Genomic DNA, 22831 nt, shown 5'->3' with positions numbered 1-22831 from the left:
GCCCTTGCCCCCTCGTCGCGTACGAATGCGATGACGGCCGGCGCCGGCACAGCAGCGTCTGACCGATCGGTCAGCAATCTAACCGATCGGTCAGACAGGGGCTGCGGCGCCCCCTCCCGTCAGGCCGCGGGCCGTTGCAGCACCAGCTCCCGGAGCACGTCCTCCATCGTCACCAGCCCGGCCAGCCGCCCCTCGTCGCCGATCACCGCGGCCAGATGCGTACGGGATCCGCGCATCGCCGTCAGCACGTCGTCCAGCGGCGTCGCCGCCTTGACGCGGGCGATCGGGCGCAGCGCCGACACCGGGAAGGGCAGCCTGCGGGGAGTGGCGTCCAGGGCGTCCTTGACGTGCAGATAGCCGAGGATGCGGCGGGTGTCGTCGACGACGGGGAAGCGGGAGAAGCCGGAATCGGCGGCCAGTTGCTCCAGCTCCTCGGGGGTGATCCCCATCCGTGCGGAGACGACCTTGTCGGCCGGCAGCACCACGTCCCGCACCGGGCGGCGGCCCAGCTCCAGGGCGTCCCGCAGCCGCTCCTGCGCCCGCTCGTCGAGCAGGCCGGCGGCCCGGGAGTCCTCGACCATCTTCGCGAGCTGGGCGTGCGAGAACGTCGCGGCCACCTCGTCCCTGGTCTCTACCCGCAGCAGCGCGAGCAGCCCGTTGGCGAGCGCGTTGATCGCAAAGATCGCCGGGCGCAGCGCCCGGGTCAGCGCGACCAGCGGCGGCCCCAGCAGCAGCGCACTGCGCACCGGTTCGGCCAGGGCGACGTTCTTCGGCACCATCTCGCCGAAGAGCATGTGCAGATAGGTGGCCAGCGACAGCGCGATCACGAACGCGATCGGCTGGTTCAGCGCGGACGGGAGCCCGACCGCGTGGAACACCGGTTCCAGGAGGTGGGCGATGGCCGGCTCGGCGACCACACCCAGCACCAGCGTGCACAGCGTGATGCCCAGCTGGGCGGCCGCCATCAGGGCCGAGACGTGCTGCAGCCCCCACAGCACGCTGGCCGCCCGGCGGTCCCCGCGCTCGGCGAACGGCTGGATCTGACTGCGGCGCACCGAGATCAGCGCGAACTCGGCGCCCACGAAGAAGGCGTTGACGACCAGCGTCAGCAGGCCCACGAACAACTGCAGCGCGGTCATCGGCCGGCCTCCGTCCCGCGCTCGTCGGTGCTGCCGGGCAGCGGCGCGTGCAGCAGCACCCGCGCGGCGCGATGACCGGTGGCGTCGAGCACATCCATCGACCAGCCGGCCACCTCCAGTCCGTCGCCGGCCACGGGTATCCGGCCCAGCTCACTGGCGACCAGACCGGCAAGGGTCTCGTACGGACCCTCCGGCAGCCACAGGCCGATCCGCTCCAGCTGGTCGGTACGGGCGGCGCCGTCGGCCTGGTAGAGCGGGCGGCCCTCGGCGTCGGCACCGGCCGGCGCCAGGTCGGGGGTCTCCATCGGATCGTGCTCGTCGCGGACCTCGCCGACGACCTCCTCGACGATGTCCTCCAGCGTCACCACGCCGGCCGTGCCGCCGTATTCATCGATGACCACGGCCATCGTGCGCTTGCCGGAGAGCCGGTCGAGCAGCCGGTCCACGGTCAGCGTCGTGGGGACGAGCAGCGGCTCGCGTACCAGCTCGGAGACCGGATGGCGGGGGCGGCGTTCGGCCGCGATGGTCAGCACGTCCTTGATGTGCGCCACCCCGACGACGCTGTCCAGGCTGCCGCGGTAGACCGGGAAGCGGGACAGCCCGCTCGCCCGGGTCGCGTTGGCCACGTCCTCCGCGGTGGACTGCACGTCCAGTGCCATCACCTGCACCCGCGGGGTCATGACGTTCTCCGCGGTCAGATCGGCGAGGTTGAGGGTACGGACGAACAGCTCGGCGGTGTCGGCCTCCAGCGCGCCCTCCTTGGCCGAGTGCCGGGCCAGCGCCACCAGCTCCTGCGGGCCGCGCGCCGAGGCCAGCTCCTCGGCGGGCTCCAGGCCCATCCTGCGGACCGTGCGGTTCGCGGCGTTGTTGAGGTGCCGGATCAGCGGCCGGAAGAGGGCGCTGAAGCCGCGCTGAGCGGTGGCGACCCGCTTCGCGATGGGCAGCGGGCTGGAGATGGCCCAGTTCTTCGGGACCAGCTCGCCGACGACCATCAGGACGACCGTGGAGATCGCCGTGCCGAGGACCAGGGCCAGCGAGTCCGCCGCCGAGCGCGGCAGGCCCATCGCGTCCAGCGGTCCGGCCAGCAAGGTGGCGATGGCCTGTTTGGAGAGCATGCCGATGACCAGGCCGGTGACGGTGATGCCGAGCTGGGCCCCGGAGAGCTGGAAGGTGAGGCTGCGGACGGCCTTCAGGGCACTGTCCGCGCCCCGCTCGCCGCGCTCGACGGCGCGTTCGAGGTCGCTGCGCTCGACGGTCGTCAGCGAGAACTCCGCCGCGACGAAGACTCCGCAGGCCAGGGTCAGGAGGAGCGCCACGCCCAGATAGAGCAGGTCGGTCATCGAGTCACCTCCGTCCCATGATCGAGCAGGATCGGGAGGTTCGCGCTATGTCGGGAGGTAGCTCGACAACTGGGAGGTTCGCCCATGGCTGGACGCTCACACACCTTTCGCTGGGGTCGGTGAGCCTCCATGGTAAAGGATCAGCAAAGTCGCGAGGGAGGGGCGAAGCCCGCCCCGGGTCCGGCCCCCGGGGCGGGCCCTCCTCGTGCGTCGGCGGGTGCGGTCAGTCTTCGAGGTGCTTGACCCAGCGGCTCCACTGCGGCTCGGGGGTGTAGCCCGCCGCGCGCCAGGCGTGGTGTGCGGACTCGTTGCGGTCCAGCACCATCGCGTCACCGCGCCGGCCGCCCAGCGCGCGGAACCGTTTCTCGGCGGCGGTCAGCAGCATGCTGCCGATGCCCTGCCGACGGCACTCGGGGTGCACGGCCAGCCGGTAGAGATGGCAGCGCCAGCCGTCGAAGCCGGCGATCACCGTGCCCACCAGGACGCCGTCCCGCTCGGCCAGCAGGAGCGACTCGGGGTCGCGGGCCACCAGTCGCGCCACACCATCGCTGTCATCGCTGATGCTGGTCCCCTCCGCGGCGTCCTTCCAGAAGGCCAGCACGGCATCGAGATCGGCCGGCGTTCCGGCCCGGACCTGAAGATGATTCATGGTCGGATCCCATCACTGAGGGGAGCGCGGTGTCGAAGCCCTTTTTCGTGGCGGGGGGGGGGCGCCGCGGGCCCGCTCGTCTGCCACTCCAAGGCCACCGGTATAGGTGTCGCGATGGGCGGCAGGCTCCGGGCGTACTGGACCCAGGACTTCGGCTACAAGTAAAGGCCGGCCGCCGGGTGCCGCCCCGTCCGGATGCCGTAGCGCGCGGCACCCGGATGGCGCGGCACCACGCGCCGGGCCCGCCGCACTGCTCCGCCGCACCCCTCCTTGCCGCTGCTAGCACCTGCGCGCTAGCTTGGACGGGTGGCGAAGACACAGTTGAACGTCCGGGTGGACGAGGCCACTGCCGAAGCGGCGCGGGAGCGCGCTCTGCAGCGGGGGGTGAGCATGAACCGCTACATCGAGGAGCTCGTCCTGAAGGACGCCGGCGAGATCGGCCAGACCTTCGTGGAAGCAGCCTCCGACTTCATGAAGCAGTACGAGCGTGTCTTCGCCGAGGAATTCGGCCGGGAACCACGCGAGGCGCCGGACGCCACGCCCCCCGTCCCGCGCGAAGGACTGCCGGGCGCGACGTGACACTGCGTATCGACCTCGCCTGGCTCCTTCTGATCGCCGAACAGCACACCCCCGGAGACCCCCAGGTCACCGACTGGGGCGCCCTGGTGGCCGCTGTCAGCCGCCACGAAGCCGAGATATTCGGTGTGCCCGTCTACACCGACCCTCAGGAGCGTGCCGCGGCTCTCCTCCAACTCCTGCTCCGCGTACCGGCGTTGGAGGGCTCGAATGCGATGTTCGCGACCGCTGTCGCCTACGGCTATCTCGTCGCCAGCGGTCTGAAGATCGCCACCTCCCCGGAGCAGGTCCGCGACCTCGCCCGCCTCGTCAAGGACGGGGCGGCCGACGTCTGCGCCATCGCGGACGCGCTGCGCACCTGGACCGTCTGACCGGCACCGTCTGACCGGTCCCGGCCACTGATCGTCCTGGCCGCGCGGCCGGTCAGTCGGCGGGCCGCCGCGCCAGGCCCAGCACCGCCGGTGAGGTCGGCAGCGTCGGCCCGCGCTCCGGCACCTTCAGGCGGCGCACCCGCACCACCTCGAATCCGGCCGCCCGGACCTCGCCGAGTGGATCCCGGCCGGTGTGGCAGCCGCCCATCAGCAGCGGCCAGACCGTCCGGTCCAGCGACCACTGCACCGCTGCCAGCGCCCGCCCCGCGGCCCGCCCGTGCTCGAAGAACCGCAGCTCACCGCCCGGACGCAACACCCGCCGCAGCTCCGCCAGCGCTCGCGGCACCTCGTGCACCGAACACAGCACCAGCGACGCCACCGCCGTATCGAACGCCTCGCTCTTGACCGGCAGCGCCTCCGCCACCCCCGGCACCAGATCCACCGGCACCTCCGCACGTGCCGCCGCCGACCGGGCCACCTCCCGCAGCGTGGGCTCCGGCTCGATCGCCACCACCTCCGAGACCGTCCCCGGATAGTGCGCAAAGTTCAGCCCGGTGCCGGCGCCGACCTCGATCACCCGGCCGGTCGCGCCCGCCAGCAGTTCCTTGCGGAGCGTGGCCACCCCCGCCCGCGCGTCCGCGGCCGGGCCGCAGCAGCTCGCGTAGAAGCGGGCGAACACCGGGTGGTGCACGGTGCCGTGCGGAACTCTTCTGCGCTGCCACATGACGGACCCCTTCGCCGGCGATGCCCGCTCCTGCCGTCAGTCTCCCCAACCGGGCGGACAAGGAGTCCCCGGGAGTCACCCGGTCCGCGGTGCGCACATCCGTACGGGCCGAGGGCGCCGTGCCCTGCTAGGCAGTTCTTCCCGCTCCGCGGCCGTCACGAGGGGATCCGGAACGCGTCCGATCCGCCGAGCGCCGGGGCCAGCCAGCCGGGAGCCGCGGCGCGGAAGGCGTCCGGGGCGAGGGCGCCGGAGTGCTCTGGGATCAGGCCGAGGAGCGGGGCGCCGGCGGCGTCCGGGAGGTCCGTCAGGTTGCAGCGGGCCGCCAGGTCGGGTGTGGCCGGCCAGCTGCCGATGACGACGCCGGGGGAGTCGAGTCCGTACGAGCGCAGCGCCAAAGCGGTCAGCGCGGTGGCGTTGAGGGTGCCCAGGCCCGCCTGGGCGACCACCAGCACCGGGGCCTTCGCCAGCCGTGCGGCGTCGGCGAGGGTATGGCCGTCCGCGTCGAAGCGGACGAGCAGCCCGCCCGCGCCCTCGACCAGCACCAGGTCGTGCGAGGCAGCCAGCTTCGCGGCGGCCTCGGCGATGTCCTGGGGGAGCACCGGCGGCAGACCGGCCCGCAGTGCGGCCGTCGCGGGCGCCAACGGGTCCGGAAAGCGGGCGAGTTCCAGGGTGGTGACCGGTCCGGCCAGCCGCTCGACCTCCGCCGCATCGCCCGTCTCGTGCGCCGTGACACCGGTCTGCGCCGGTTTGAGCACCGCGACGGAACGACCTCGGGCGAGCGCCGCCGCGGCGATCGCGGCGGTGGTCACGGTCTTGCCGATCTCCGTGCCCGTGCCCGTCACGAACAGCACTGACATGGGGTGCCTCCGACTCCGCGTGGACCGCCCCCGAGGGGATGGCCGCGCATGGTTCTTGGTGAAGAATTCCGGTGGGTGCGTGCCGGCGGTGGCGCGGACGGTGGCGGGCCGGACGCCCCGGTCCGCCGGCCACCGCCGACCGTGCGTCAGCCCTCGCGGGCCGCCGCGCACACCGCGGCGCAGATACGCGCCAGATCGTCGTCGCCGGTGATGTACGGCGGCATGGTGTAGATCAGATCCCGGAACGGGCGCAGCCACACGCCCTCCCGGACCGCCGCCCGGGTCGCCGCCGCCATGTCCACCTCGTGGTCGAGCTGCACGACACCGATCGCGCCGAGTACCCGGACCTCGCGGACCCCGGGGTGGCTCCGGGCCGGCGCCAGCCCCTCCCACAGCCCGGCCTCGATCCGCTTGACCTCCTGCGCCCAGTCCTGGGACAGCAGCAGGTCGATCGAGGCATCGGCGACGGCCGCGGCGAGCGGATTGCCCATGAAGGTCGGGCCGTGCGCCAGCACCGGCAGGGCACCGCGGGAGATGCCGTCCGCGACGGCCGCCGTGCACAGCGTCGCCGCCAGAGTCAGATAACCGCCGGTCAGCGCCTTGCCGAGACACATCACATCCGGTGCGACCCCGGCGTGTTCGGCGGCGAAGAGCGCACCCGTACGGCCGAAGCCGGTCGCGATCTCATCGAAGACGAGCAGCACATCATGCGCATCGCAGGCCTCCCGCAGCACCCGCAGATACCCGGGGGAGTGGAACGACATCCCGCCGGCGCCCTGGACCACCGGCTCCACGATCACCGCCGCCAGCTCCTCGGCGTGCCGGCCGATCAGCTCGCGCAGCTGCGCCGCATACGCCTCGTCCGGCGCGGCGTCGAAGCCGGCCGGCGGCTCGTCCGCGAAGATCTGCCGCGGCAGCACCCCCTGCCACAGCTCGTGCATCCCGCCGTCCGGATCGCACACCGACATCGGCTGCCAGGTGTCGCCGTGGTAGCCGCCCCGCCAGGTCAACAGCCGCTGTTTGCGCGGCTTGCCGAGCGAGCGCCAGTACTGCAGGCACATCTTCACGGCGACCTCGACCGACACCGAACCGGAGTCCGCGAGGAAGACATGCTCCAGCGGCTCCGGGGTGATGTCGACCAGCCGCTTCGCCAGCCGCACCGCGGGCTCATGGGTGAGCCCGCCGAACATCACATGGCTCATCCGCCCCAGCTGGCCGTGCGCGGCCTCGTTGAGCACCGGGTGGTTGTAGCCGTGCACCGCCGACCACCACGACGACATGCCGTCCACCAACTCGTCCTGGCCCTCGACCGGTTCGGCCAGCCGGAGCCGGACCCCGGACGCCGACTCCACCAGCAGCGGCGCGGCCCGGCCGGGCATCGGCCCGTACGGATGCCACACGTGCTGCCGGTCGAGCGCCAGCAGTTCGCGGGGGGAGAGCGGCTCAGGCATTGGGCGGCAGCTCCGTACCGGCGCCCCGGCGGCGCACCGAGACCAGGTCGCGGCGGGTTTCCTCGGGCGGCGCGGGGATCGTGGCGGCGGGCGCCCCGTCGCCGGTCGCGCAGCCGGACTCCGCGCAGCCGGACTCCGCGGTGTCCGCAACGCCGCAGCCCGGACGGCGGTGCTCGGGCAGCGTCGTGGTGTCCGTGCCCTCGACCTCGAAACCGGCGTCCGCGATCATCGCCAGATCGTCCTTGCCGGCCTGGCCCTCGCTGGTCAGATAGTCGCCGAGGAAGATGGAGTTGACCAGGTGCAGCGCCAGCGGCTGCATGCTGCGCAGATGCACCTCGCGGCCGCCGGCCAGCCGTACCTCGATGTCCGGGCAGACGAACCGCACCATCGCCAGAATGCGCAGCGCGCGCTGCGGGGTGAGGTTCCACTCCTTGCCGAGCGGGGTGCCCTCGAACGGGATCAGGAAGTTCACCGGTACGGAGTCGGGGTCCAGCTCGCGCAGCGCGAAGACCACATCGACGAGATCGGCGTCGCTCTCGCCCATCCCGGCGATCAGCCCGGAACAGGCGGACATCCCGGCCGCCTGGGCCTGCTGGACGGTGGAGACCCGGTCCGAGAAGTCGTGCGTGGTGCAGATGTCGCCGTATGTGGCTTCCGAGGTGTTGAGGTTGTGGTTGTACGCATCGGCGCCCGCCGCGTGCAGCCGGTCGGCCTGGCCGTCGGAGAGCAGACCGAGGCAGGCGCACACCTCGATCCCCTCGTTCTGCTCCTTGATGGCGGAGATCGTCTCCGAGACGCGGTCCACGTCCTTGTCCGTGGGACCCCGGCCACTGGCCACCAGACAGACCCGCTTGGCGCCGCCGGCGACACCGGCCGCGGCCGCCTTGGAGGCGTCATCCGGCTTGAGCCAGGTGTACTTGAGGATCTCCGCCTTCGACCCCAGCCGCTGGGAACAGTACGAGCAGTCCTCGGGGCACAGGCCCGACTTGAGGTTGACGAGATAGTTGAGTTTGACCCGCCGCCCGAACCACTGGCGGCGCACCTTTCCGGCCGCGGCCACGACATCGAGCAGTTCGTCATCGGAGGTCGCCAGTACGGCCAGCGCCTCTTCACGGGTCGGCAACTCGCGCCGCAGTCCCTTGTCCACCAGTGTGTTCAGCAGGTCCATGGCGTTGATCCTGGCGTACGGCACCGCCCCCGGCCAAGGAGGATTCCCACAACGACCCAGGATGCAGGTGTGTGTATCGCCACACTGTGGGCCTGCGGAACGACCGCTAACGTCTAGCAACAGCCCACAATCGAGGCCCACCGACGAAGGACGCCGATGCCGCAGGACTCCGCCCCCACGCTGCTCCGCGACGGCTCGCCGGCGGCCCTCGCCGAGCCCCGCCGGCCTGCCCACGGCGCCGCCTTCGACTGGCTGGATGAAGCCCGCGACGCGCGCCGGCGCGCCGGACTGGTCCGCACCCTGCGTCCCCGACCGGCCGACCACCCGCTGCTCGACCTGGCCGGCAATGACTACCTCGGACTGGCCCGGCACCCCGAGGTCACCCGTGGCGCGGCCGCGGCCGCACACCGCTGGGGCGCGGGCGCCACCGGCTCCCGGCTGGTGACCGGCAGCACCGAACTGCACGCCCGGCTGGAGTCGGAACTCGCCGCCTTCTGCGGCTTCGAGGACGCTTTGGTGCTGTCGTCCGGATATACCGCCAATCTCGCCGCGGTCACCGCGCTCACCGCCGCCGGCACCCTGGTCGTCTCCGACGCGGGCAACCACGCCTCCCTCATCGACGGCTGCCGGCTCTCCCGGGCCCGCACCGAAGTCGTCCCGCACGCCGATCCCGAGGCCGTACGCGCCGCGCTGGCCGGTCATGACGGCCGGGCGCTCGCCGTGACCGACTCGGTGTTCTCGGTCGACGGCGACGCCGCCCCGCTCCCCGCCCTCGCCGAGGTCTGCCGGACACGGGGCGCCGGGCTGCTCGTCGATGACGCACACGGCCTGGGCGTCCTCGGCGAGGGCGGCCGCGGCGCGCTGTGGGCGGCCGGGCTCGCCGGCGACGGCGATGTGGTGACCACCGTGACCCTCTCCAAGTCGCTGGGCTCCCAGGGCGGTGCGGTGCTCGGCCCCGCCCGGGTCATCGAGCACCTGGTCAACACCGCCCGGTCATTCATCTTCGACACCGGTCTCGCCCCGGCGGCGGCCGGCGGGGCGCTCGCCGCGCTGCGACTGCTGGGCCGTGAACCCCAGCGCGCCGCCCGGGCCGGGCAGGTCGCACGGAAGCTGCACGACCGGCTCACCGCAGCGGGCCTGGTCGCGGTGCGGCCGGACGCCGCGGTGGTCTCGGTACGCGCCCCCTCACCGGAGGCGGCGGTCGGCTGGGCCGCCGACTGCCGCGCGGCCGGCCTCGTCGTCGGCTGCTTCCGGCCCCCGTCCGTACCCGACGGGATCTCCCGGCTGCGACTGACCGCCCGCGCGGACCTGACGGACGACCAGATCGACACGGCGGTCGGCACGATCCTGGCCACGGCGCCGACCGGCTGAACCGGGGCGCGAAGTGACGCATGCCTGAGGAGCGGCACCGCCCTCGGCGCGGCAGCACCGTCACCGGTCCGTGCGCAGGCGGGACCCGCCCGCACGGACCGACGGTCAGCGGCCGCGCCCAGTTGCAAGGTCACCCGGGCAAACCGCTTACCACCGTCGTTAATTGACGGGTTGTACGACGAGCGCGCCGGTCAGCGCACCCGCCCGTACCAGACCCCGGGGCTCCAGATCCGTTCCAGCCGTACCGTGCTCCCGGCCTTGGGCGCGTGCCACATCCTGCCGTCCCCGGCGTAGATGCCCACGTGGTAAATCCCGTTGGCCGAATGGAAGAAGACCAGGTCGCCGCGTCGCCGGGAGTCGGCCGTGACGTGCCGGGTGCGGCTGTACTGCGCGGCGGCGGTACGGGGCAGGGCCCGGCCGGCGCGCAGGAACGAGTACAGCGTCAGCCCGGAACAGTCGAAGGCGTCCGGCCCTTGGGCGCCGTACTGGTAGGGGGATCCCCGCTTGGAGGCGGCGACCCGCAGCGCGTGTGCGGACACGGATGCGGCTTCGGCGCCCCCGGTGGTTCCTGGGGTGATGGTCGTCCCGCCGAGCGTGACCAGCGTCAGAGCGGCGACGGTGCCGGTGCGCGCCAGCAGATTCGGCGTATGCATGCGCACAGTCATGCGCAAACCCTTCGTCAGCCGCCTGCGAAGGAAGACCTGTCGGGTTCGGGCAGGCGAAGATGCCCGGCCGTGCGTACGGCTTCACCCCAAGGAGTCCGCCGGCCCGTGAAGGCCGTGGACCCCGTCCTGCTCGGGTCCTCCGCTCCCGCCGATCCAAAAGCGTCGACCGGACATCCGGACGGCGGCGGGATTAGGCGCCCGTCCGGACCGCCCCGTCGCTGTGGCGGGGTCTTGTCGTCGAAGGGATCCTCACGCACCCGCCGCCCAAAGTCCGAGCTGAAAATGCCGTATGTGAGATGGGTCACATTTGGCCTGAATGGTGGGTTTTGTTCCCTGGAGTGTCGGGGTCCCGGCTGTCGCACGCCCCGGACCAGGAGCGAAACATCCGGGACCCGAGAAAATGTGGGTGAACCGGCAATTCGGGGGTGGTTCACAACGGGTGTGCGCGCTACGCCGTATGGGCAGCCGCACCGCGTGTCGCGTCAGCGCTCCGCGGGCGGCGGCACGGCCACGAGCCCGGCCCGCCGTTCGCCGTCCAGCACCCGCAACGCCCGGGCCAGCGTGTCGCGGTGCAGTTCGGTCTCGCCGCGCTGGTGCATCAGCGTCAGCGCGTCCCGCAGTCCGGCGGCCTTGCCGACCAGTGCCTGGGCGGCACGCAGTCCGCTGTAGGTGCCCCCGCCGCGGGCCGGGTTGATGCGGCCCAGCAGATCGAGCACCTCCAGGTAACGGTCGATCAACTCACCCTCGGCACGTGTGAGGGCGGGCAGCGGCGGGAGTTCGGGGGGCAGCATCCGGATCACCGCGCACCGAGTGGGTGTGCCGACTGCTTGCGGTGCCGGGTGAGGCCGTCGATCAGGCCGTACTCCTGGGCGGCTTGGGCGTCGAAGATCTTGTCGCGCTCGATGTCGGCGGCGATCCGCTCGCGGGGCTGTCCGGTGTGCCGCGCGAGCATCTCCTCCAACATCTCGCGGGTGCGCAGCAGTTCCTCCGCCTGGATCTGCAGATCGGTGGCCTGGCCCTGGATCGGCTCATGGAGGGAGGGCTGATGGATCAGTACCCGGGCGCCGGGCAGCGCCAGCCGCTTTCCGGGGGCGCCGGCGGCCAGCAGCACCGCGGCGGCGGAGGCGGCCTGTCCCAGGCAGACGGTCTGCACGTCGCACGACACGAAGTTCATCGTGTCGTAAATGGCGGTCATCGCGGTGAACGAGCCGCCGGGGGAGTTGATGTAGAGCGAGATGTCCTGCTCGGGCGCGGCGTGTTCGAGGTGGATGAGCTGTGCCATCACGTCGTTGGCGGAGGCGTCGTCGACCGGGGTGCCCAGGAAGATGATGCGCTCGCTGAGCAGCTTGGAGTAGGGGTCCATGGTGCGCGTGCCCTGGGAGGTGCGCTCGGTGAACTCCGGAAGGACATAGCGGGCCGTCGGCGGCAGCATGCCTGCTCCTCTCTCTTTGTGAAAAATGTACAGGACGTACATCCCGTTAGAATGGGAGCATGGCCTACGAAATTCCGGTGACGCAAGCCCGGGCGGAGCTGGCGGATCTGATCAACCGAGTCGTCTACGGCGGTGAGCGGGTGGTCGTCACCCGCCACGGCAAGCCGCTGGTGGCCCTGGTATCCGCCGCTGACCTGCAGCTTCTCGAAGAGCTGGGGCGGCGCGAGAAGGACGCGGAGGAGGAGCAGGTGATCAGTACGGTCTCGGCCGTACGGCAGCTCCCGTCCGCTCCGGGCGAACGGCGGCGGTTCGGGATCGCCGCGGAACACCGCGACCCGGCTGCCGGGGATCGGCGGCCGGGTCGTGGGCACTGAGGGGTCAGCCGGAGCCGACCGCGGGTTGGTGCGGGTGGCTCAGGAGCTGAGCTCCCAGATCGCGTGGGCGATGGCGTCGGTGTTGTTGTCCAGCGCCTTGTCGTCCAGGTTCTTCGAGGTGTCGCAGGACTGGTGGTAGCAGGCGTCGAACGCCTTGCCCGCCGTGCCGCCCCAGGCCTTCGCCTGCTTCTCGGTCTTGATGTAGTCGGCGCCGGAGAACAGGCCGCCGACCGGGATGCCGGCGTCCTTGAAGGCGGCGTGGTCGGAGCGCCCGTCGCCCTCGGTCTCCTTCTCGGTGGCGATGTTCTTCGTGGCGAACCAGTCCTTGAAGACCTTCTCCAGGCGGGTGTCGTCGTCGTAGACGAAGTAGCCCGGGTTGGGGGAGCCGATCATGTCGAAGTTCAGATACGAGTCGATCTTCGACTTGTCGGCGCCGAGCTTGTCGACATAGGCCTTGGAGCCGACCATGCCGTCCTCCTCGTCGCCGAACCAGGCGAAGCGGAGGTGCTTGGTGGGCTTGAGGTTCGACTTGGCGACCGCGAGGGCGACCTCAAGGATGCCCGCCGAGCCGGAGCCGTTGTCGTTGATGCCGGGGCCGGCGGGGACCGAGTCCAGATGGGCGCCGGCCATCACGGTCTTGCTTTCGTCGCCGCCCTTCCAGTCGGCGACGAGGTTGTAGCCCTTGGCGCCGCCGTTGTCGAACTCCTCGACCTTGGTGGTGAATCCGGCCTTGTCCAGCTTTTCCTTGACGTAGTCGATGGACGCCTTGTAGCCGGCCTTGCCGTGGGCGCGGTTGCCGCCGTTGGCGTCGGCGATCGACTGCAGCTGGTCCAGGTCGCCTTTGACGGCCTTGACGTCGATGTCCGGGGCCTCGGCCGGGGCGGGATCGGCGTAGGCGCCGGCCGCAGTGAAGAGGGTGGCGGCCAGGGCGGTCGCGGCGCCCGTGGCCAGCGCGGCCCGGCGTATTCGTGCCGAATTTTTCACGATATGAGCTCCAGGTGTGGGGGGATGGTGCGGAGCGTTTTGACGCGCACATGAGAATTGCGATCACTTTGCCAACCGTCAAGAGCGCATATCGGACAGGCGCGTTCGCCGAGCGGGGTGTATCCGTTAGGTGCGGTTGATGGCGGTTCGTGGTGCGTGGGAACCATCTGTTCCGTGGTCGGGCGCGGCCGGTAAGGGGTGGATTTCGCCACCGGGTCACATGCGCCGCAGGGGAAGGGGCGGGGGTTGTGGGGCGCGCGCTCGTCCCCGGCGGGGCGATGGCGGCGCCGTGCTGCGGCGTGCTTCCGCACTGTTACGTCGGCCGTATGAAAGGACGCCGACGCGTCCCTGGCTGTAACGCCGACGAAATCCCGCCGAACTACTCTCCTGACGTGGGGCTCTTGATGGCCAAGTGCTGGAAGTCGGTTTGCTCCTCCTTTAATTGCTGGGTGGTACACCTATCGACACAGGTGTGCCCACGCCTGTGACCTGGGTGAATGTGTCCGGGCAGGAAGACCGTGAGGTGGAACGTATGCAACTGACCCCGCATGAGCAGGAACGCCTGATGATTCATGTGGCGGCCGACGTGGCCGAAAAGCGCCGCTCGCGGGGAGTGAAGCTGAACCACCCGGAGTCGATCGCGTTGCTGACCGTGCACATCCTCGAAGGCGCCCGGGACGGCCGTACGGTCGCCGAGCTCATGTCCTCCGGCCGCAAGGTGCTCACCCGCGACGAGGTCATGGAGGGCGTCCCCGAGATGATCCACGACGTGCAGGTCGAGGCCACCTTCCCCGACGGCACCAAGCTCGTCACCGTCCACGAACCCATCAACTGACCGCGGGAGCGCCGAAGATGATCCCGGGACAGATCCTCCACGCCGACGAACCGGTACGCCTCAACGAAGGCCTCCCCCGTACGCGTATGACCGTCCTCAACGCCGCCGACCGCCCCGTGCAGGTCGGCTCCCACTACCACTTCGCCGAGGCCAATCCCGGCCTGGAATTCGACCGCGCGGCCGCGCACGGCAAGCGGCTGAACGTCGCGGCCGGCTCCGCCGTGCGCTTCGAGCCCGGCATCCCGACCGAGGTCGAGCTCATCCCCATCGGGGGCAAGCGGATCGTCGAGGGCCTGCGCGGCGAGACCGGAGGCACTCTCGATGGCTGAGCTGACCCGTCAGGCGTACGCCGACCTCTTCGGCCCCACCGCCGGCGACCGGATCCGGCTCGCCGACACCGACCTGGTCATCGAGATCACCGAGGACCGCTCGGGCGGGCCCGGCCGGGCCGGTGACGAGGCCGTCTTCGGCGGCGGCAAGGTGATCCGCGAATCGATGGGGCAGTCCCGCGCCACCCGCGCCGAGGGCACCCCCGACACCGTGATCACCGGCGCGGTCGTGCTGGACCACTGGGGCATCGTCAAGGCCGACGTCGGTATCCGCGACGGGCGGATCACCGCCCTGGGCAAGGCCGGCAACCCCGACACCATGGACGGCGTCCACCCCGACCTGGTCATCGGACCCGAGACCGAGATCATCGCCGGCAACGGCAAGATCCTGACGGCCGGCGCCATCGACACCCACGTCCACTTCATCTGCCCCCAGCAGGCGGACGAGGCGCTGGCCTCCGGCGTCACCACGCTCGTCGGCGGCGGCACCGGACCGGCCGAGGGCAGCAAGGCCACCACCATCACCCCCGGCGCCTGGCATGTGGCCCGGATGTTCGAGGCGATGGACTCCCTGCCGGTCAATGTCGGACTGCTCGGCAAGGGCAACACCACCTCCCTCGCCTCGATGCGCGACCAGCTGCGGGCCGGCATCCTCGGCTTCAAGATCCACGAGGACTGGGGCGCGACCCCGGCCGTCCTCGACGCCTGTCTGAACGTCTGCGAGGAGAGCGGCGCCCAGCTCGCGATCCACACCGACACCCTCAACGAGGCCGGCTTCCTCGGTGACACCCTCGCGGCCATCGCCGGCCGCTCGATCCACGCCTTCCATGTCGAAGGCGCCGGCGGCGGACACGCCCCCGACATGATCGCGATGGTCTCCGAGCCGAACGTGCTGCCCGCATCCACCAACCCCACGCGGCCGCACACCGTCAACACCGTCGAGGAACACCTCGACATGCTGATGGTCTGCCACCACCTCAACCCGGCCGTCCCCGAGGACCTGGCCTTCGCGGAATCCCGGATCCGGCCCTCCACCATCGCCGCCGAGGACATCCTGCACGACCTCGGTGCCATCTCGATCATGTCCTCCGACGCCCAGGCCATGGGCCGGATCGGCGAGGTCGTGCTGCGTACCTGGCAGACCGCGCACGTCATGAAGCGGCGCCGGGGCAGCCTGCCCGGCGACGGCGGTGCGGACAACCACCGCGCCCGCCGCTATGTCGCGAAGTACACCATCAACGCCGCGCTCGCCCAGGGCATCGACCATCTCGTCGGCTCCGTCGAGGACGGCAAGCTTGCCGATCTCGTCCTGTGGGACCCGGCGTTCTTCGGCGTCAAGCCGCAGCTGGTCATCAAGGGTGGCCAGATCGCGTATGCGCAGATGGGCGACGCCAATGCGTCCATCCCCACGCCGCAGCCGGTGCTGCCCCGCCCGATGTTCGGCGCCACCGGCAAGGCGCCCGGCAGCAACTCGGTCAACTTCGTCTCCTCGCAGGCCCTCGACGACGGGCTCCCCGAACGCCTGCCGCTGGCGAAGCGCTACGAGGCGATCCGCTCCACCCGCGGCGTCACCAAGGCCGATATGCGCAACAACGACGCCCTGCCGCGGGTCCAGGTCGACCCCGACACCTTCACGGTGACCATCGACGGCGAGGTGGTCGAACCCACCCCCGCCGCCGAACTCCCCATGGCCCAGCGGTACTTCCTCTTCTGATGGGGCGCCGATGGAACATCCCGATGAACGACCCGGACCACCGATGAGCCGCGCCGCGCTGCTCGTCCTCGCCGACGGCCGGTTCCCCGCCGGCGGGCACGCCCACTCGGGCGGCGCCGAACCGGCCGTCACCGCGGGGCGCATCACCGACGCCGCCACCCTGGAGACCTTCTGCCGGGGCCGGCTGCACACCGCCGGCCTGGTCGCCGCCGGCCTCGCCGCCGCGGCCGCCGCCGGCCACGACCCGCTCCTCCTGGATGACGCCGCCGACGCCCGGACGCCCGTACCGGCGCTGCGGCAGGTTGCCCGGCGGCTCGGCCGGCAGATGATGCGGGCCGCCCGCGCGACCTGGCCGAGCGCCGCGCTCGACGCGCTCGCCGCGGCCCGTCCGCGCGGCGCGCACCAGCCCGTCGTGCTGGGCCTGGCCGCCCGGTCCGCGGGCCTGGCGCCGCTGGATGCCGCGCACGCCGTGGCCTACGAGAGCATCAGCGGTCCGGCGGGCGCGGCCGTCCGGCTGCTGAGCCTGGACCCCTTCGACGCCACCGCCGTGCTCGCCCGCCTCGCCGCCGACGTCGACCGGGTCGCCCAGCAGGGCGCGGACGCCGCGGAGCGCGTCCTCGCCGAAGGGACCGATGCGCTGCCCGCCGCCTCCGCGCCGCTGCTCGACATCACCGCTCAACAGCACGCGGCCTGGCCGGTGCGACTCTTCGCGTCCTGACCCCGCCGGCCCCTGCCGGCCCCGCGCGCCCCTGGCCGTACGAACCACGGAGTGACCATGCACCTCGACCACAAGGAAACCTTCCCCGAGCGGCACACCTACAGCGCCGCCGGGCCGAAGCGCCCCGACGGAACCCGGCGCGCGCTGCGCATCGGTCTCGGCGGGCCGGTCGGCACCGGCAAGACCGCCACCGTCGCCGCGCTCTGCCGTGCGCTGCGCGACGAACTGTCCCTCGCCGTGGTCACCAACGACATCTACACCCGCGAGGACGCCGAGTTCCTGCTCCGTGAGGCCGTCCTGCCCGCCGAGCGGATCTCCGCCGTCGAGACCGGCGCCTGTCCGCACACCGCCATCCGCGACGACATCTCCGCCAACCTGGAGGCGGTGGAGGACCTGGAGGACGCGGTCGGACCCCTCGACCTGGTCCTGGTCGAGTCCGGCGGGGACAATCTGACGGCCACCTTCTCCAAAGGCCTGGTCGATGCCCAGATCTTCGTCATCGACGTGGCCGGCGGCGATGACATCCCCCGCAAGGGCGGCCCCGGCGTCACCACCTCCGATCTGCTCGTCATCAACAAGACCGACCTCGCGCCGTACGTCGGCGTGGATCTGGCGGGCATGGCCCGCGATGCGAAGGCGCAGCGCGGCGAGCTGCCGGTCGCCTTCACCGCGCTGACGTCCGAGAACGGCGTGCAGCCGGTCTCCGACTGGGTTCGCGGGCGGCTGGCCGACTGGACCGCGGGCCGCGCATGACCCTCGCACTCCACACATCGGCCCGGCCCGAGGGGACGCTCGCCCCGTCGGCCGCCGGACTGCGTGCCACGGCCCGCATCCTCGCGCGGCTCGACGAGGGGGGTCCCTCCCGGTCGAGTGCAGTCGAGAGTGGGGGAGGTGTCACCCGGCTGCCCGTCCTCGACGGTGACGGCCCGTTCGCGCTGCGCCGCGTCGGCGCGCCCGGCCGGCTGGCCCGGGTCTGCGTGGTGGGCGCGATGAGCGCCCCGCTCGGCGGCGACCGGCTGGGGCTCGACGCCACCGTCGAGGCGGGCGGCGCGCTGCACGTCACGGCCGCCGCCGCAACCGTCGCGCTGCCCGGCCGTACCGGAGAACCCGCCCATTACGACGTACGGTTGACGGTGGGCGACGGCGCACGGCTCGACTGGCTGCCGGAGCCGCTGATCTCCGCGGCGGGCAGCGACCTGCGGATGACCACCACCGTCGAACTTGCCCCCACCGCCCGTCTGGTACTCCGCGAGGAGCAGGTCCTGGGACGCAGCGGCGAGGAGACCGGTGCGCTGCGCAGCCGGCTCACCGTCCGCCGGGCCGGCCGGACCCTGCTCGACCAGGAGACGGCCTACGGGCCCGGCGTCCCCGGCTGGGACGGTTCCGCCGTCCTGGGAGGACACCGGGCGGTCGGCCAACTCCTGGTGGTCACACCGGACTTCGACGACCGGCCGGCGGATGTGCGGTTGCTCGGTGGCGCGGCGGGCGAGCGACCCGCGGCGGACGAGGGCCAGGGGGTGCTCGCGCCGCTCGCCGGCCCGGCGGCCCTGGCCACGGCCGTCGCCCCGGATGCGCTGCGGTTGCGCCGCCTCCTGGACGAGGCCGTGCGGAGCGCCGCCGCCGGGTGACGGCGGCGCCCCTCGTCAGACCTCCAGGTCGGCCTCGACCTTGGCGAGGCGGTGGCGGGCCAGCGCGAGGTTGGCGCGCTTGCGGTCCAGCACCAGGTACAGGAAGAGGCCCTGGCCGCTCTTGCCGGTCACCGGGCGGATGATGTGGTACTGCGCGGTGAGGGTGATGAGTATGTCCTCGATGGAGCCCTGGAGTTCCAGCATCTCCATGGTGCGCATCTTGGCGCGTACGACATCGGTGTTGCCGGCCGCCGCGACATTGAGGTCCAGTACCTGGTTGTCGCCCAGCGCGGCCAGGGCCATCCCGCTGGTGTAGTCGACCAGGGCGACGCCGACGGCGCCCTCGATGGACGACATCGCGTCGGAGAGGGCGGATTCCATTTGAGCCATGAAGGGTCAGACCTTTCGATTTCTTGACGGTATTGCCGGGTGTGCGGGGGTCCTGCGGGGGTGCCGGTGTGTGGGGGCTTATCGGCGGGGCGGGGTGTCCACGAGGGCGCCGATGCGTTCCGCGGCCTTCCTGGCCTGCAGATGGAGCCGTCCCACATTGGTGTCTGGGCTCGCCACGGCTGTGAGCACCGCGCGGCGGCCGGCCGAATAGGCCGCGATATAGCCGTCGGCGCCCCGGGTCAGGGATTCCTCGAAGTCGCCCTGTCCGGTCGCCTCGGTGAGGCGCTTGGCGACCCCGATCGCCGCGGCGGTGAGCGCGGCCAGGCCGTCCGGTTCGATGTCCGGCAGATCATGGGCGATGACCATGCCGTCCACGCTCGCCACCATCCCGCCCTGGAAATGGCGTACTTGATCGCGCAACGTATGCAATTCCTCCCGTATCCGGGGTTCGATCGTCATCAGTCTCCTTTTCCTGACGCGCCCTCTGATGACGCGCCTCATGGGGTGCACCGGCCTCGCGCAGCAGAGCTCACAGTTCTTCCTCCAGCGCCGTACGCAGGCGGACGAGGAGGGCGATGGTCGGGTCGGCCGTATCGAAGACGTCCGGAAGAGGCAGCGGCCGGACAGGCGCGGTGTACCCGGCGGCGGGGGCCGGCGACCCGTCCAGGCAGGCGCCCGGGCGTCGCCGGGGGAGCGGCGTCGGAGGCGGGGGGACCTGGACCAGGCCGGCCGCGGCGAGCAGGCGGATGTCGAGCAGCGTCGCGAACGCCGACTCCCCCAGCACGCGGGCGAGTTCGTACGGGGTGTGCCGGCCGTCGGCACGGTCCAGGAGCCGTCGCTGGCGGCGGGTGGTGGCGGCCGGTATGCGGGTGCCGACGGGTATGACGGGCGAGGTGTCGGCAGCTGCCCAGGGCTGGAGCCGGTCGAGCAGCACCCGGCGGCGGGCCGTCGCCTGCTGGAGGGCGGCGGTGCTGACGGGGCGTATGACCCCCAGCCAGTGCGCGGTTCCGGGGGTGAAGGAGGTGGCCCCGGGCAGCAGCGGCAGGGCGAAGAACGCCGCGTCGAGCAGGGCGGCGAGATGGCAGATCTCCAGCTCGCCCTGCGTCAACCAGCCCTCTTCGACCAGGAATCGGCCGCCGGTGCGCCGGTCCCCGGCCGCTTCGGCGGCGTACTCCCAGCCCTGCGGCGGGACCTTGCCGGCCGCGGTGAGGCGGCTGCCGAGCCCTGGAGCGGCGGTGCTCTCTATGCAGTACACCGCACCGTCGAGGAAGTAGAAGCAGCCGTGCGGACCGGAGAGGGCGCCGGTGACGCGTTCGGCGGCGAACCGGTCGAGCAGCCCGGCCGGAGCGGGCGGGGGAGGAGATATGGGCAGGCCCATGGTGGTTCCCTTACCGTTCGTACGAGGTGGCGGAGCGCGCCGTCAGGACGCGACCAGCTCCGCCGCCAGATCGCGCAGCCGGAGCCGGGCGACGGCGAGATTGGCCTGGGAGCGGTCCAGCCAGAGGTAGAGATAGGTCTGGCTGTCGAAGGCCGTGTGCACGAAGCGGATGAGGTGGTAGCTGCCCGCGGCCGTGATGATGAGGTCCTCCAGAGCCGGACCGCCGGTGCCCGCGGTGTCGAAGGTGGCATTGCGCGTGACGGCCTGCACCACATCGGCGGTGTCGGCGGCGGCCGCGTCGTGGTCGCCGTGCGGCGCCTGCCCCGCCGTGCCAAGGGTCAGACCACTGGTCCAGTCGATCAGTCCGGCGCCGAGCACGCCCGGGATCCCCATGGCTCGGAACAACACCTGATCGATACCCGGCACTTCGGATCTCCTTCGGGACGATTCGGTCGTGGGGCGCGAAAACGCCGAAGGCCTCCCGTGGCGGTGAGTGGGAGAGCCTTCACGGAAGGTTACTGAAGGGGTGCGTCTGGCACATGCCTCACGGGCAGGTCTACGGCAATTGACGTATTCTCGCCCCTCCGTGCCCCCTCCGACGGCCCACGCGCCGGCCATCAACCGGCCAGGTGAACAGGGGCGTTGAGGCCTTGCCGCGGACACCGACCCTGGTCCCTGCACTGCTCTCGCTCGGTCAATTGCGCGGTATTCCCCCCAAGTTGACGGCTCCGGTGGTACGGCGGGAGCGGCTAAGGGCGGTGATCCTTCGCCGACGATCCTGGCCGGAATGGTGGGGTTCCCCTGCGATCCCCCAGCCGTTCGACAGCGACGTCCCAGCCACTCGCCGGTGGATCTTGGCGCAGGGGACCCGCTGCCGGGGGCGCCGGGGGAGCCCGGCGGGGGAGGCGTGCGCGGCCGAACGGCTCCCGTGCGCCCCCGGTGAACCGGAGCCGGAGCGGCCGGATACCTACAGCTTGGTAAAGAATTGCGGGTCCAGCCTGTTCAACCGGGCACGCCACCCGTCAGGATCCCTCTGTAAGCCTGTGATCAACGCCGCCACGAGTGGCGCACCATGCAGGGGGAATTGACCACGTGAGAAAATCAGCAGCGCTCGGCGCCGCCGGCACCCTGGTGACCGGAGCGCTCCTCGCCGGAGCGATATCTGCCACGCCCGCCACCGCGGGTGAGCGGCACCGGAGCGGCTCGGCCGAGGCGCACGGCGTACAGACCGCCGCCGCGCGCGCCGCCAAGAAGGGCATCCACTGGCAGGAGTGCCCCGCCGACTGGGGCCTCAAGTCACCCATCCAGTGCGGCTATGTCGTGGTCCCCGTCGACTACGCCAAGCCCAACGGCCGCACCATCAAGATCGCCGTCGACCGGGCCGTCAGCACCGGCAGCAAGAAGGAGCGCCAGGGCTCCCTCCTGTACAACCCCGGCGGTCCCGGCGGATCGGGCATGAAGTTCCCGAACCGCATCACCACCAAGAACCCGCTCTGGACCAAGACCGCCAAGGCGTACGACTTCGTGGGCTTCGACCCCCGGGGCGTGGGGCACTCCGCGCCGATCTCCTGCATGGACCCGCAGGAGTTCGTCAAGGCGCCCAAGGCCGACCCGGTGCCGGACAGCGAGGCGGACAAGCGCGCCCAGCGCAAGCTCGCCAAGGAGTACGCCGAGGGCTGTGCCGAGCGCAGCCACGGCCTGCTGCCGTACATGACGACGTCGAACACCGCCCGCGACATGGACGTGATCCGTGCCGCGCTCGGTGAGAAGAAGCTCAACTACCTGGGCGTCTCCTACGGCACCTACCTGGGCGCCGTGTACGGGACGCTCTTCCCGGGCCATGTCCGCCGGATGCTCGTCGACAGCGTCGTCGATCCCTCCCGCGAGAAGATCTGGTACCAGGCCAACCTCGACCAGGACATCGCCTTCGAGACCCGCTGGGGCGACTGGAAGAAGTGGGTCGCCAAGAACGACGCCGCCTACCACATCGGGGACACCCCCCAGAAGGTCCAGGCGGCGTGGGACAAGCTGCGGGCGACCGCCAAGAAGAACCCGATCGGCGGCGTCGTCGGCCCCGCCGAGCTCACCGGCTTCTTCCAGAACGCGCCGTACTACGACTCCATGTGGACCACGGTGGCCGAGGTCTGGAGCGCGTACCGCTCCGGTGACAGCAAGCCGCTGGTCGAGAACGCCGGTCCGAACCTCAAGGACACCGCGGGCAACATCGCCTCGGAGAACGGCAACGCCGTCTACACGGCCGTCGAGTGCACCGACACCAAGTGGCCCACCGACTGGCGTACGTGGGACCGCGACAACACCCGTATCCACGCCAAGGCACCGTTCATGACCTGGTCCAACGCATGGATGAACCTGCCCTGCGCCACCTGGCCGGCCAAGCAGCAGCGCCCGGTCGACGTCAAGACGGGCAAGGGCCTGCCGAGCGTGCTGATCGTACAGAGCGTCCGTGACGCGGCCACGCCGTACGGCGGCGCCGTGGACCTGCACCGCCGCTTCAAGGGCTCCCGCCTGATCACCGAGCGGGACGCCGGATCGCACGGTGTCACCGGCGAGGTCAACCCCTGCATCAACAAGCGGGTCGACGCGTACTTCCTGGAGGGGAAGACCGACCCCAAGGACGTGACCTGCGCTCCGCACGCCACGCCCCAGCCGGGCAACGCGACGGCCAAGGCCGCTGCCAAGAGTGTCGCCGACCTTCTGTCCGCACCCTGATCCGTCAC

General features: G+C 71.5%; 26 protein-coding genes and 1 riboswitch. Of the genes, 11 read left to right on the top strand and 15 right to left on the bottom strand.

Annotated features, from left to right (window positions below; translation table 11 throughout):
* Nucleotides 1–119: 119 nt before the first annotated feature.
* The 3 genes from CPH93_RS02595 to CPH93_RS02585 form a co-directional block, all read right to left on the bottom strand.
* Nucleotides 120–1139, bottom strand: coding sequence for a hemolysin family protein (locus CPH93_RS02595; protein WP_093487592.1), 1020 nt, complete (start codon nt 1137–1139; stop codon nt 120–122).
* Nucleotides 1136–2479 carry a hemolysin family protein gene (locus tag CPH93_RS02590; protein WP_093487594.1) on the bottom strand — a complete coding sequence of 448 codons (1344 nt, stop codon included), beginning with the start codon at nt 2477–2479 and terminating at the stop codon, nt 1136–1138. The genes CPH93_RS02595 and CPH93_RS02590 overlap by 4 nt, the downstream gene beginning before the upstream one ends.
* A 223-nt stretch (nt 2480–2702) precedes the next feature.
* Entirely contained in the window at nt 2703–3128 is a 426-nt protein-coding gene (locus CPH93_RS02585) for a GNAT family N-acetyltransferase (protein WP_096211798.1), read from the bottom strand.
* A 306-nt stretch (nt 3129–3434) separates the two neighbouring features.
* On the opposite strand from CPH93_RS02585, the gene CPH93_RS02580 reads away from it, so the two are divergent.
* Nucleotides 3435–3707 carry a toxin-antitoxin system HicB family antitoxin gene (locus CPH93_RS02580; protein WP_093487598.1) on the top strand — a complete coding sequence of 91 codons (273 nt, stop codon included), beginning with the start codon at nt 3435–3437 and terminating at the stop codon, nt 3705–3707.
* The gene (locus CPH93_RS02575) at nt 3704–4075 is read left to right on the top strand and encodes a fic family toxin-antitoxin system, toxin component (RefSeq protein ID WP_093487600.1); all 372 of its coding nucleotides are present in this window, start codon (nt 3704–3706) and stop codon (nt 4073–4075) included. Before CPH93_RS02580 ends, CPH93_RS02575 begins: the two co-directional genes overlap by 4 nt.
* A 52-nt stretch (nt 4076–4127) precedes the next feature.
* Here the strand turns inward: CPH93_RS02575 and CPH93_RS02570 are convergent, their stop codons facing one another.
* The 4 genes from CPH93_RS02570 to bioB all read right to left on the bottom strand — a co-directional run bounded on the left by CPH93_RS02570 (nt 4128) and on the right by bioB (nt 8275).
* Nucleotides 4128–4799: a class I SAM-dependent methyltransferase gene (locus CPH93_RS02570; protein ID WP_096211797.1), complete on the bottom strand. Its 672-nt coding sequence runs from the start codon at nt 4797–4799 to the stop codon at nt 4128–4130.
* 155 nt (nt 4800–4954) lie between these two features.
* Nucleotides 4955–5827 (bottom strand): dethiobiotin synthase, encoded by an 873-nt coding sequence (bioD, locus tag CPH93_RS02565; RefSeq protein ID WP_269460140.1) that lies wholly within the window; start codon nt 5825–5827, stop codon nt 4955–4957.
* Nucleotides 5803–7107, bottom strand: a complete 1305-nt coding sequence (locus CPH93_RS02560) for an adenosylmethionine--8-amino-7-oxononanoate transaminase (protein ID WP_096211796.1) — start codon at nt 7105–7107, stop codon at nt 5803–5805. The genes bioD and CPH93_RS02560 overlap by 25 nt, the downstream gene beginning before the upstream one ends.
* Nucleotides 7100–8275, bottom strand: a complete 1176-nt coding sequence (gene bioB, locus CPH93_RS02555; RefSeq protein ID WP_096211795.1) for a biotin synthase BioB — start codon at nt 8273–8275, stop codon at nt 7100–7102. Before bioB ends, CPH93_RS02560 begins: the two co-directional genes overlap by 8 nt.
* Nucleotides 8276–8431: 156 nt before the next feature.
* On the opposite strand from bioB, the gene CPH93_RS02550 reads away from it, so the two are divergent.
* Nucleotides 8432–9646 (top strand): 8-amino-7-oxononanoate synthase, encoded by a 1215-nt coding sequence (locus CPH93_RS02550; protein WP_096211794.1) that lies wholly within the window; start codon nt 8432–8434, stop codon nt 9644–9646.
* A gap of 191 nt (nt 9647–9837) precedes the next feature.
* Here CPH93_RS02550 and CPH93_RS02545 read toward each other — a convergent pair whose 3' ends face one another.
* From CPH93_RS02545 to CPH93_RS02535, 3 genes are all read right to left on the bottom strand, one after another.
* On the bottom strand, nt 9838–10311 hold the full coding sequence (locus CPH93_RS02545; RefSeq protein WP_006601614.1) for a C40 family peptidase: 474 nt from the start codon (nt 10309–10311) through the stop codon (nt 9838–9840).
* 4 nt (nt 10312–10315) lie between these two features.
* Nucleotides 10316–10483: riboswitch (cyclic di-AMP (ydaO/yuaA leader) on the bottom strand.
* Nucleotides 10484–10793: 310 nt separating this feature from the next.
* Nucleotides 10794–11102, bottom strand: a complete 309-nt coding sequence (locus CPH93_RS02540; RefSeq protein WP_093487612.1) for a hypothetical protein — start codon at nt 11100–11102, stop codon at nt 10794–10796.
* A gap of 5 nt (nt 11103–11107) precedes the next feature.
* Nucleotides 11108–11743 (bottom strand): ATP-dependent Clp protease proteolytic subunit, encoded by a 636-nt coding sequence (locus tag CPH93_RS02535; RefSeq protein WP_093487614.1) that lies wholly within the window; start codon nt 11741–11743, stop codon nt 11108–11110.
* 59 nt (nt 11744–11802) lie between these two features.
* On the opposite strand from CPH93_RS02535, the gene CPH93_RS02530 reads away from it, so the two are divergent.
* Nucleotides 11803–12117, top strand: a complete 315-nt coding sequence (locus CPH93_RS02530; RefSeq protein WP_096211793.1) for a type II toxin-antitoxin system Phd/YefM family antitoxin — start codon at nt 11803–11805, stop codon at nt 12115–12117.
* Between the two features lie 39 nt (nt 12118–12156).
* Here the strand turns inward: CPH93_RS02530 and CPH93_RS02525 are convergent, their stop codons facing one another.
* The gene (locus tag CPH93_RS02525; protein ID WP_096211792.1) at nt 12157–13101 is read right to left on the bottom strand and encodes a M28 family metallopeptidase; all 945 of its coding nucleotides are present in this window, start codon (nt 13099–13101) and stop codon (nt 12157–12159) included.
* 532 nt (nt 13102–13633) lie between these two features.
* Between CPH93_RS02525 and CPH93_RS02520 the strand changes: the two genes are divergently transcribed.
* From CPH93_RS02520 to CPH93_RS02495, 6 genes are read left to right on the top strand one after another with little or no spacing between them, the layout of a single operon-like run.
* Entirely contained in the window at nt 13634–13936 is a 303-nt protein-coding gene (locus CPH93_RS02520) for an urease subunit gamma (protein WP_006608038.1), read from the top strand.
* Nucleotides 13937–13953: 17 nt separating this feature from the next.
* Nucleotides 13954–14265, top strand: coding sequence for an urease subunit beta (locus CPH93_RS02515; RefSeq protein WP_096211791.1), 312 nt, complete (start codon nt 13954–13956; stop codon nt 14263–14265).
* The gene (locus tag CPH93_RS02510; protein WP_096211790.1) at nt 14258–15979 is read left to right on the top strand and encodes an urease subunit alpha; all 1722 of its coding nucleotides are present in this window, start codon (nt 14258–14260) and stop codon (nt 15977–15979) included. The genes CPH93_RS02515 and CPH93_RS02510 overlap by 8 nt, the downstream gene beginning before the upstream one ends.
* Nucleotides 15980–16022: 43 nt before the next feature.
* Nucleotides 16023–16697 carry an urease accessory protein UreF gene (locus tag CPH93_RS02505; protein WP_093487623.1) on the top strand — a complete coding sequence of 225 codons (675 nt, stop codon included), beginning with the start codon at nt 16023–16025 and terminating at the stop codon, nt 16695–16697.
* 57 nt (nt 16698–16754) lie between these two features.
* The gene (gene ureG / locus CPH93_RS02500; protein WP_093487625.1) at nt 16755–17450 is read left to right on the top strand and encodes an urease accessory protein UreG; all 696 of its coding nucleotides are present in this window, start codon (nt 16755–16757) and stop codon (nt 17448–17450) included.
* The gene (locus CPH93_RS02495) at nt 17447–18325 is read left to right on the top strand and encodes an urease accessory protein UreD (protein ID WP_096211789.1); all 879 of its coding nucleotides are present in this window, start codon (nt 17447–17449) and stop codon (nt 18323–18325) included. The genes ureG and CPH93_RS02495 overlap by 4 nt, the downstream gene beginning before the upstream one ends.
* A gap of 15 nt (nt 18326–18340) precedes the next feature.
* Here CPH93_RS02495 and CPH93_RS02490 read toward each other — a convergent pair whose 3' ends face one another.
* From CPH93_RS02490 to CPH93_RS02475, 4 genes are all read right to left on the bottom strand, one after another.
* Complete coding sequence (locus CPH93_RS02490) at nt 18341–18715, bottom strand: hypothetical protein (protein WP_006608032.1); 375 nt, start codon at nt 18713–18715, stop codon at nt 18341–18343.
* Nucleotides 18716–18793: 78 nt separating this feature from the next.
* Nucleotides 18794–19174 (bottom strand): roadblock/LC7 domain-containing protein, encoded by a 381-nt coding sequence (locus tag CPH93_RS02485; RefSeq protein WP_006608031.1) that lies wholly within the window; start codon nt 19172–19174, stop codon nt 18794–18796.
* Between the two features lie 70 nt (nt 19175–19244).
* Entirely contained in the window at nt 19245–20093 is an 849-nt protein-coding gene (locus tag CPH93_RS02480) for a hypothetical protein (protein ID WP_096211788.1), read from the bottom strand.
* Nucleotides 20094–20135: 42 nt separating this feature from the next.
* Nucleotides 20136–20519 (bottom strand): hypothetical protein, encoded by a 384-nt coding sequence (locus CPH93_RS02475; RefSeq protein ID WP_006608029.1) that lies wholly within the window; start codon nt 20517–20519, stop codon nt 20136–20138.
* Between the two features lie 666 nt (nt 20520–21185).
* Between CPH93_RS02475 and CPH93_RS02470 the strand changes: the two genes are divergently transcribed.
* The gene (locus CPH93_RS02470) at nt 21186–22823 is read left to right on the top strand and encodes an alpha/beta hydrolase (protein ID WP_096211787.1); all 1638 of its coding nucleotides are present in this window, start codon (nt 21186–21188) and stop codon (nt 22821–22823) included.
* Nucleotides 22824–22831 lie beyond the last annotated feature (8 nt).

The sequence above is a fragment of the Streptomyces sp. 2323.1 genome, assembly GCF_900221035.1.
Taxonomy (GTDB): domain Bacteria; phylum Actinomycetota; class Actinomycetes; order Streptomycetales; family Streptomycetaceae; genus Streptomyces; species Streptomyces sioyaensis.
The sequence above is the reverse complement of the archived record's forward strand: the minus strand, read 5'-3'. Positions and strand labels throughout refer to the sequence as shown.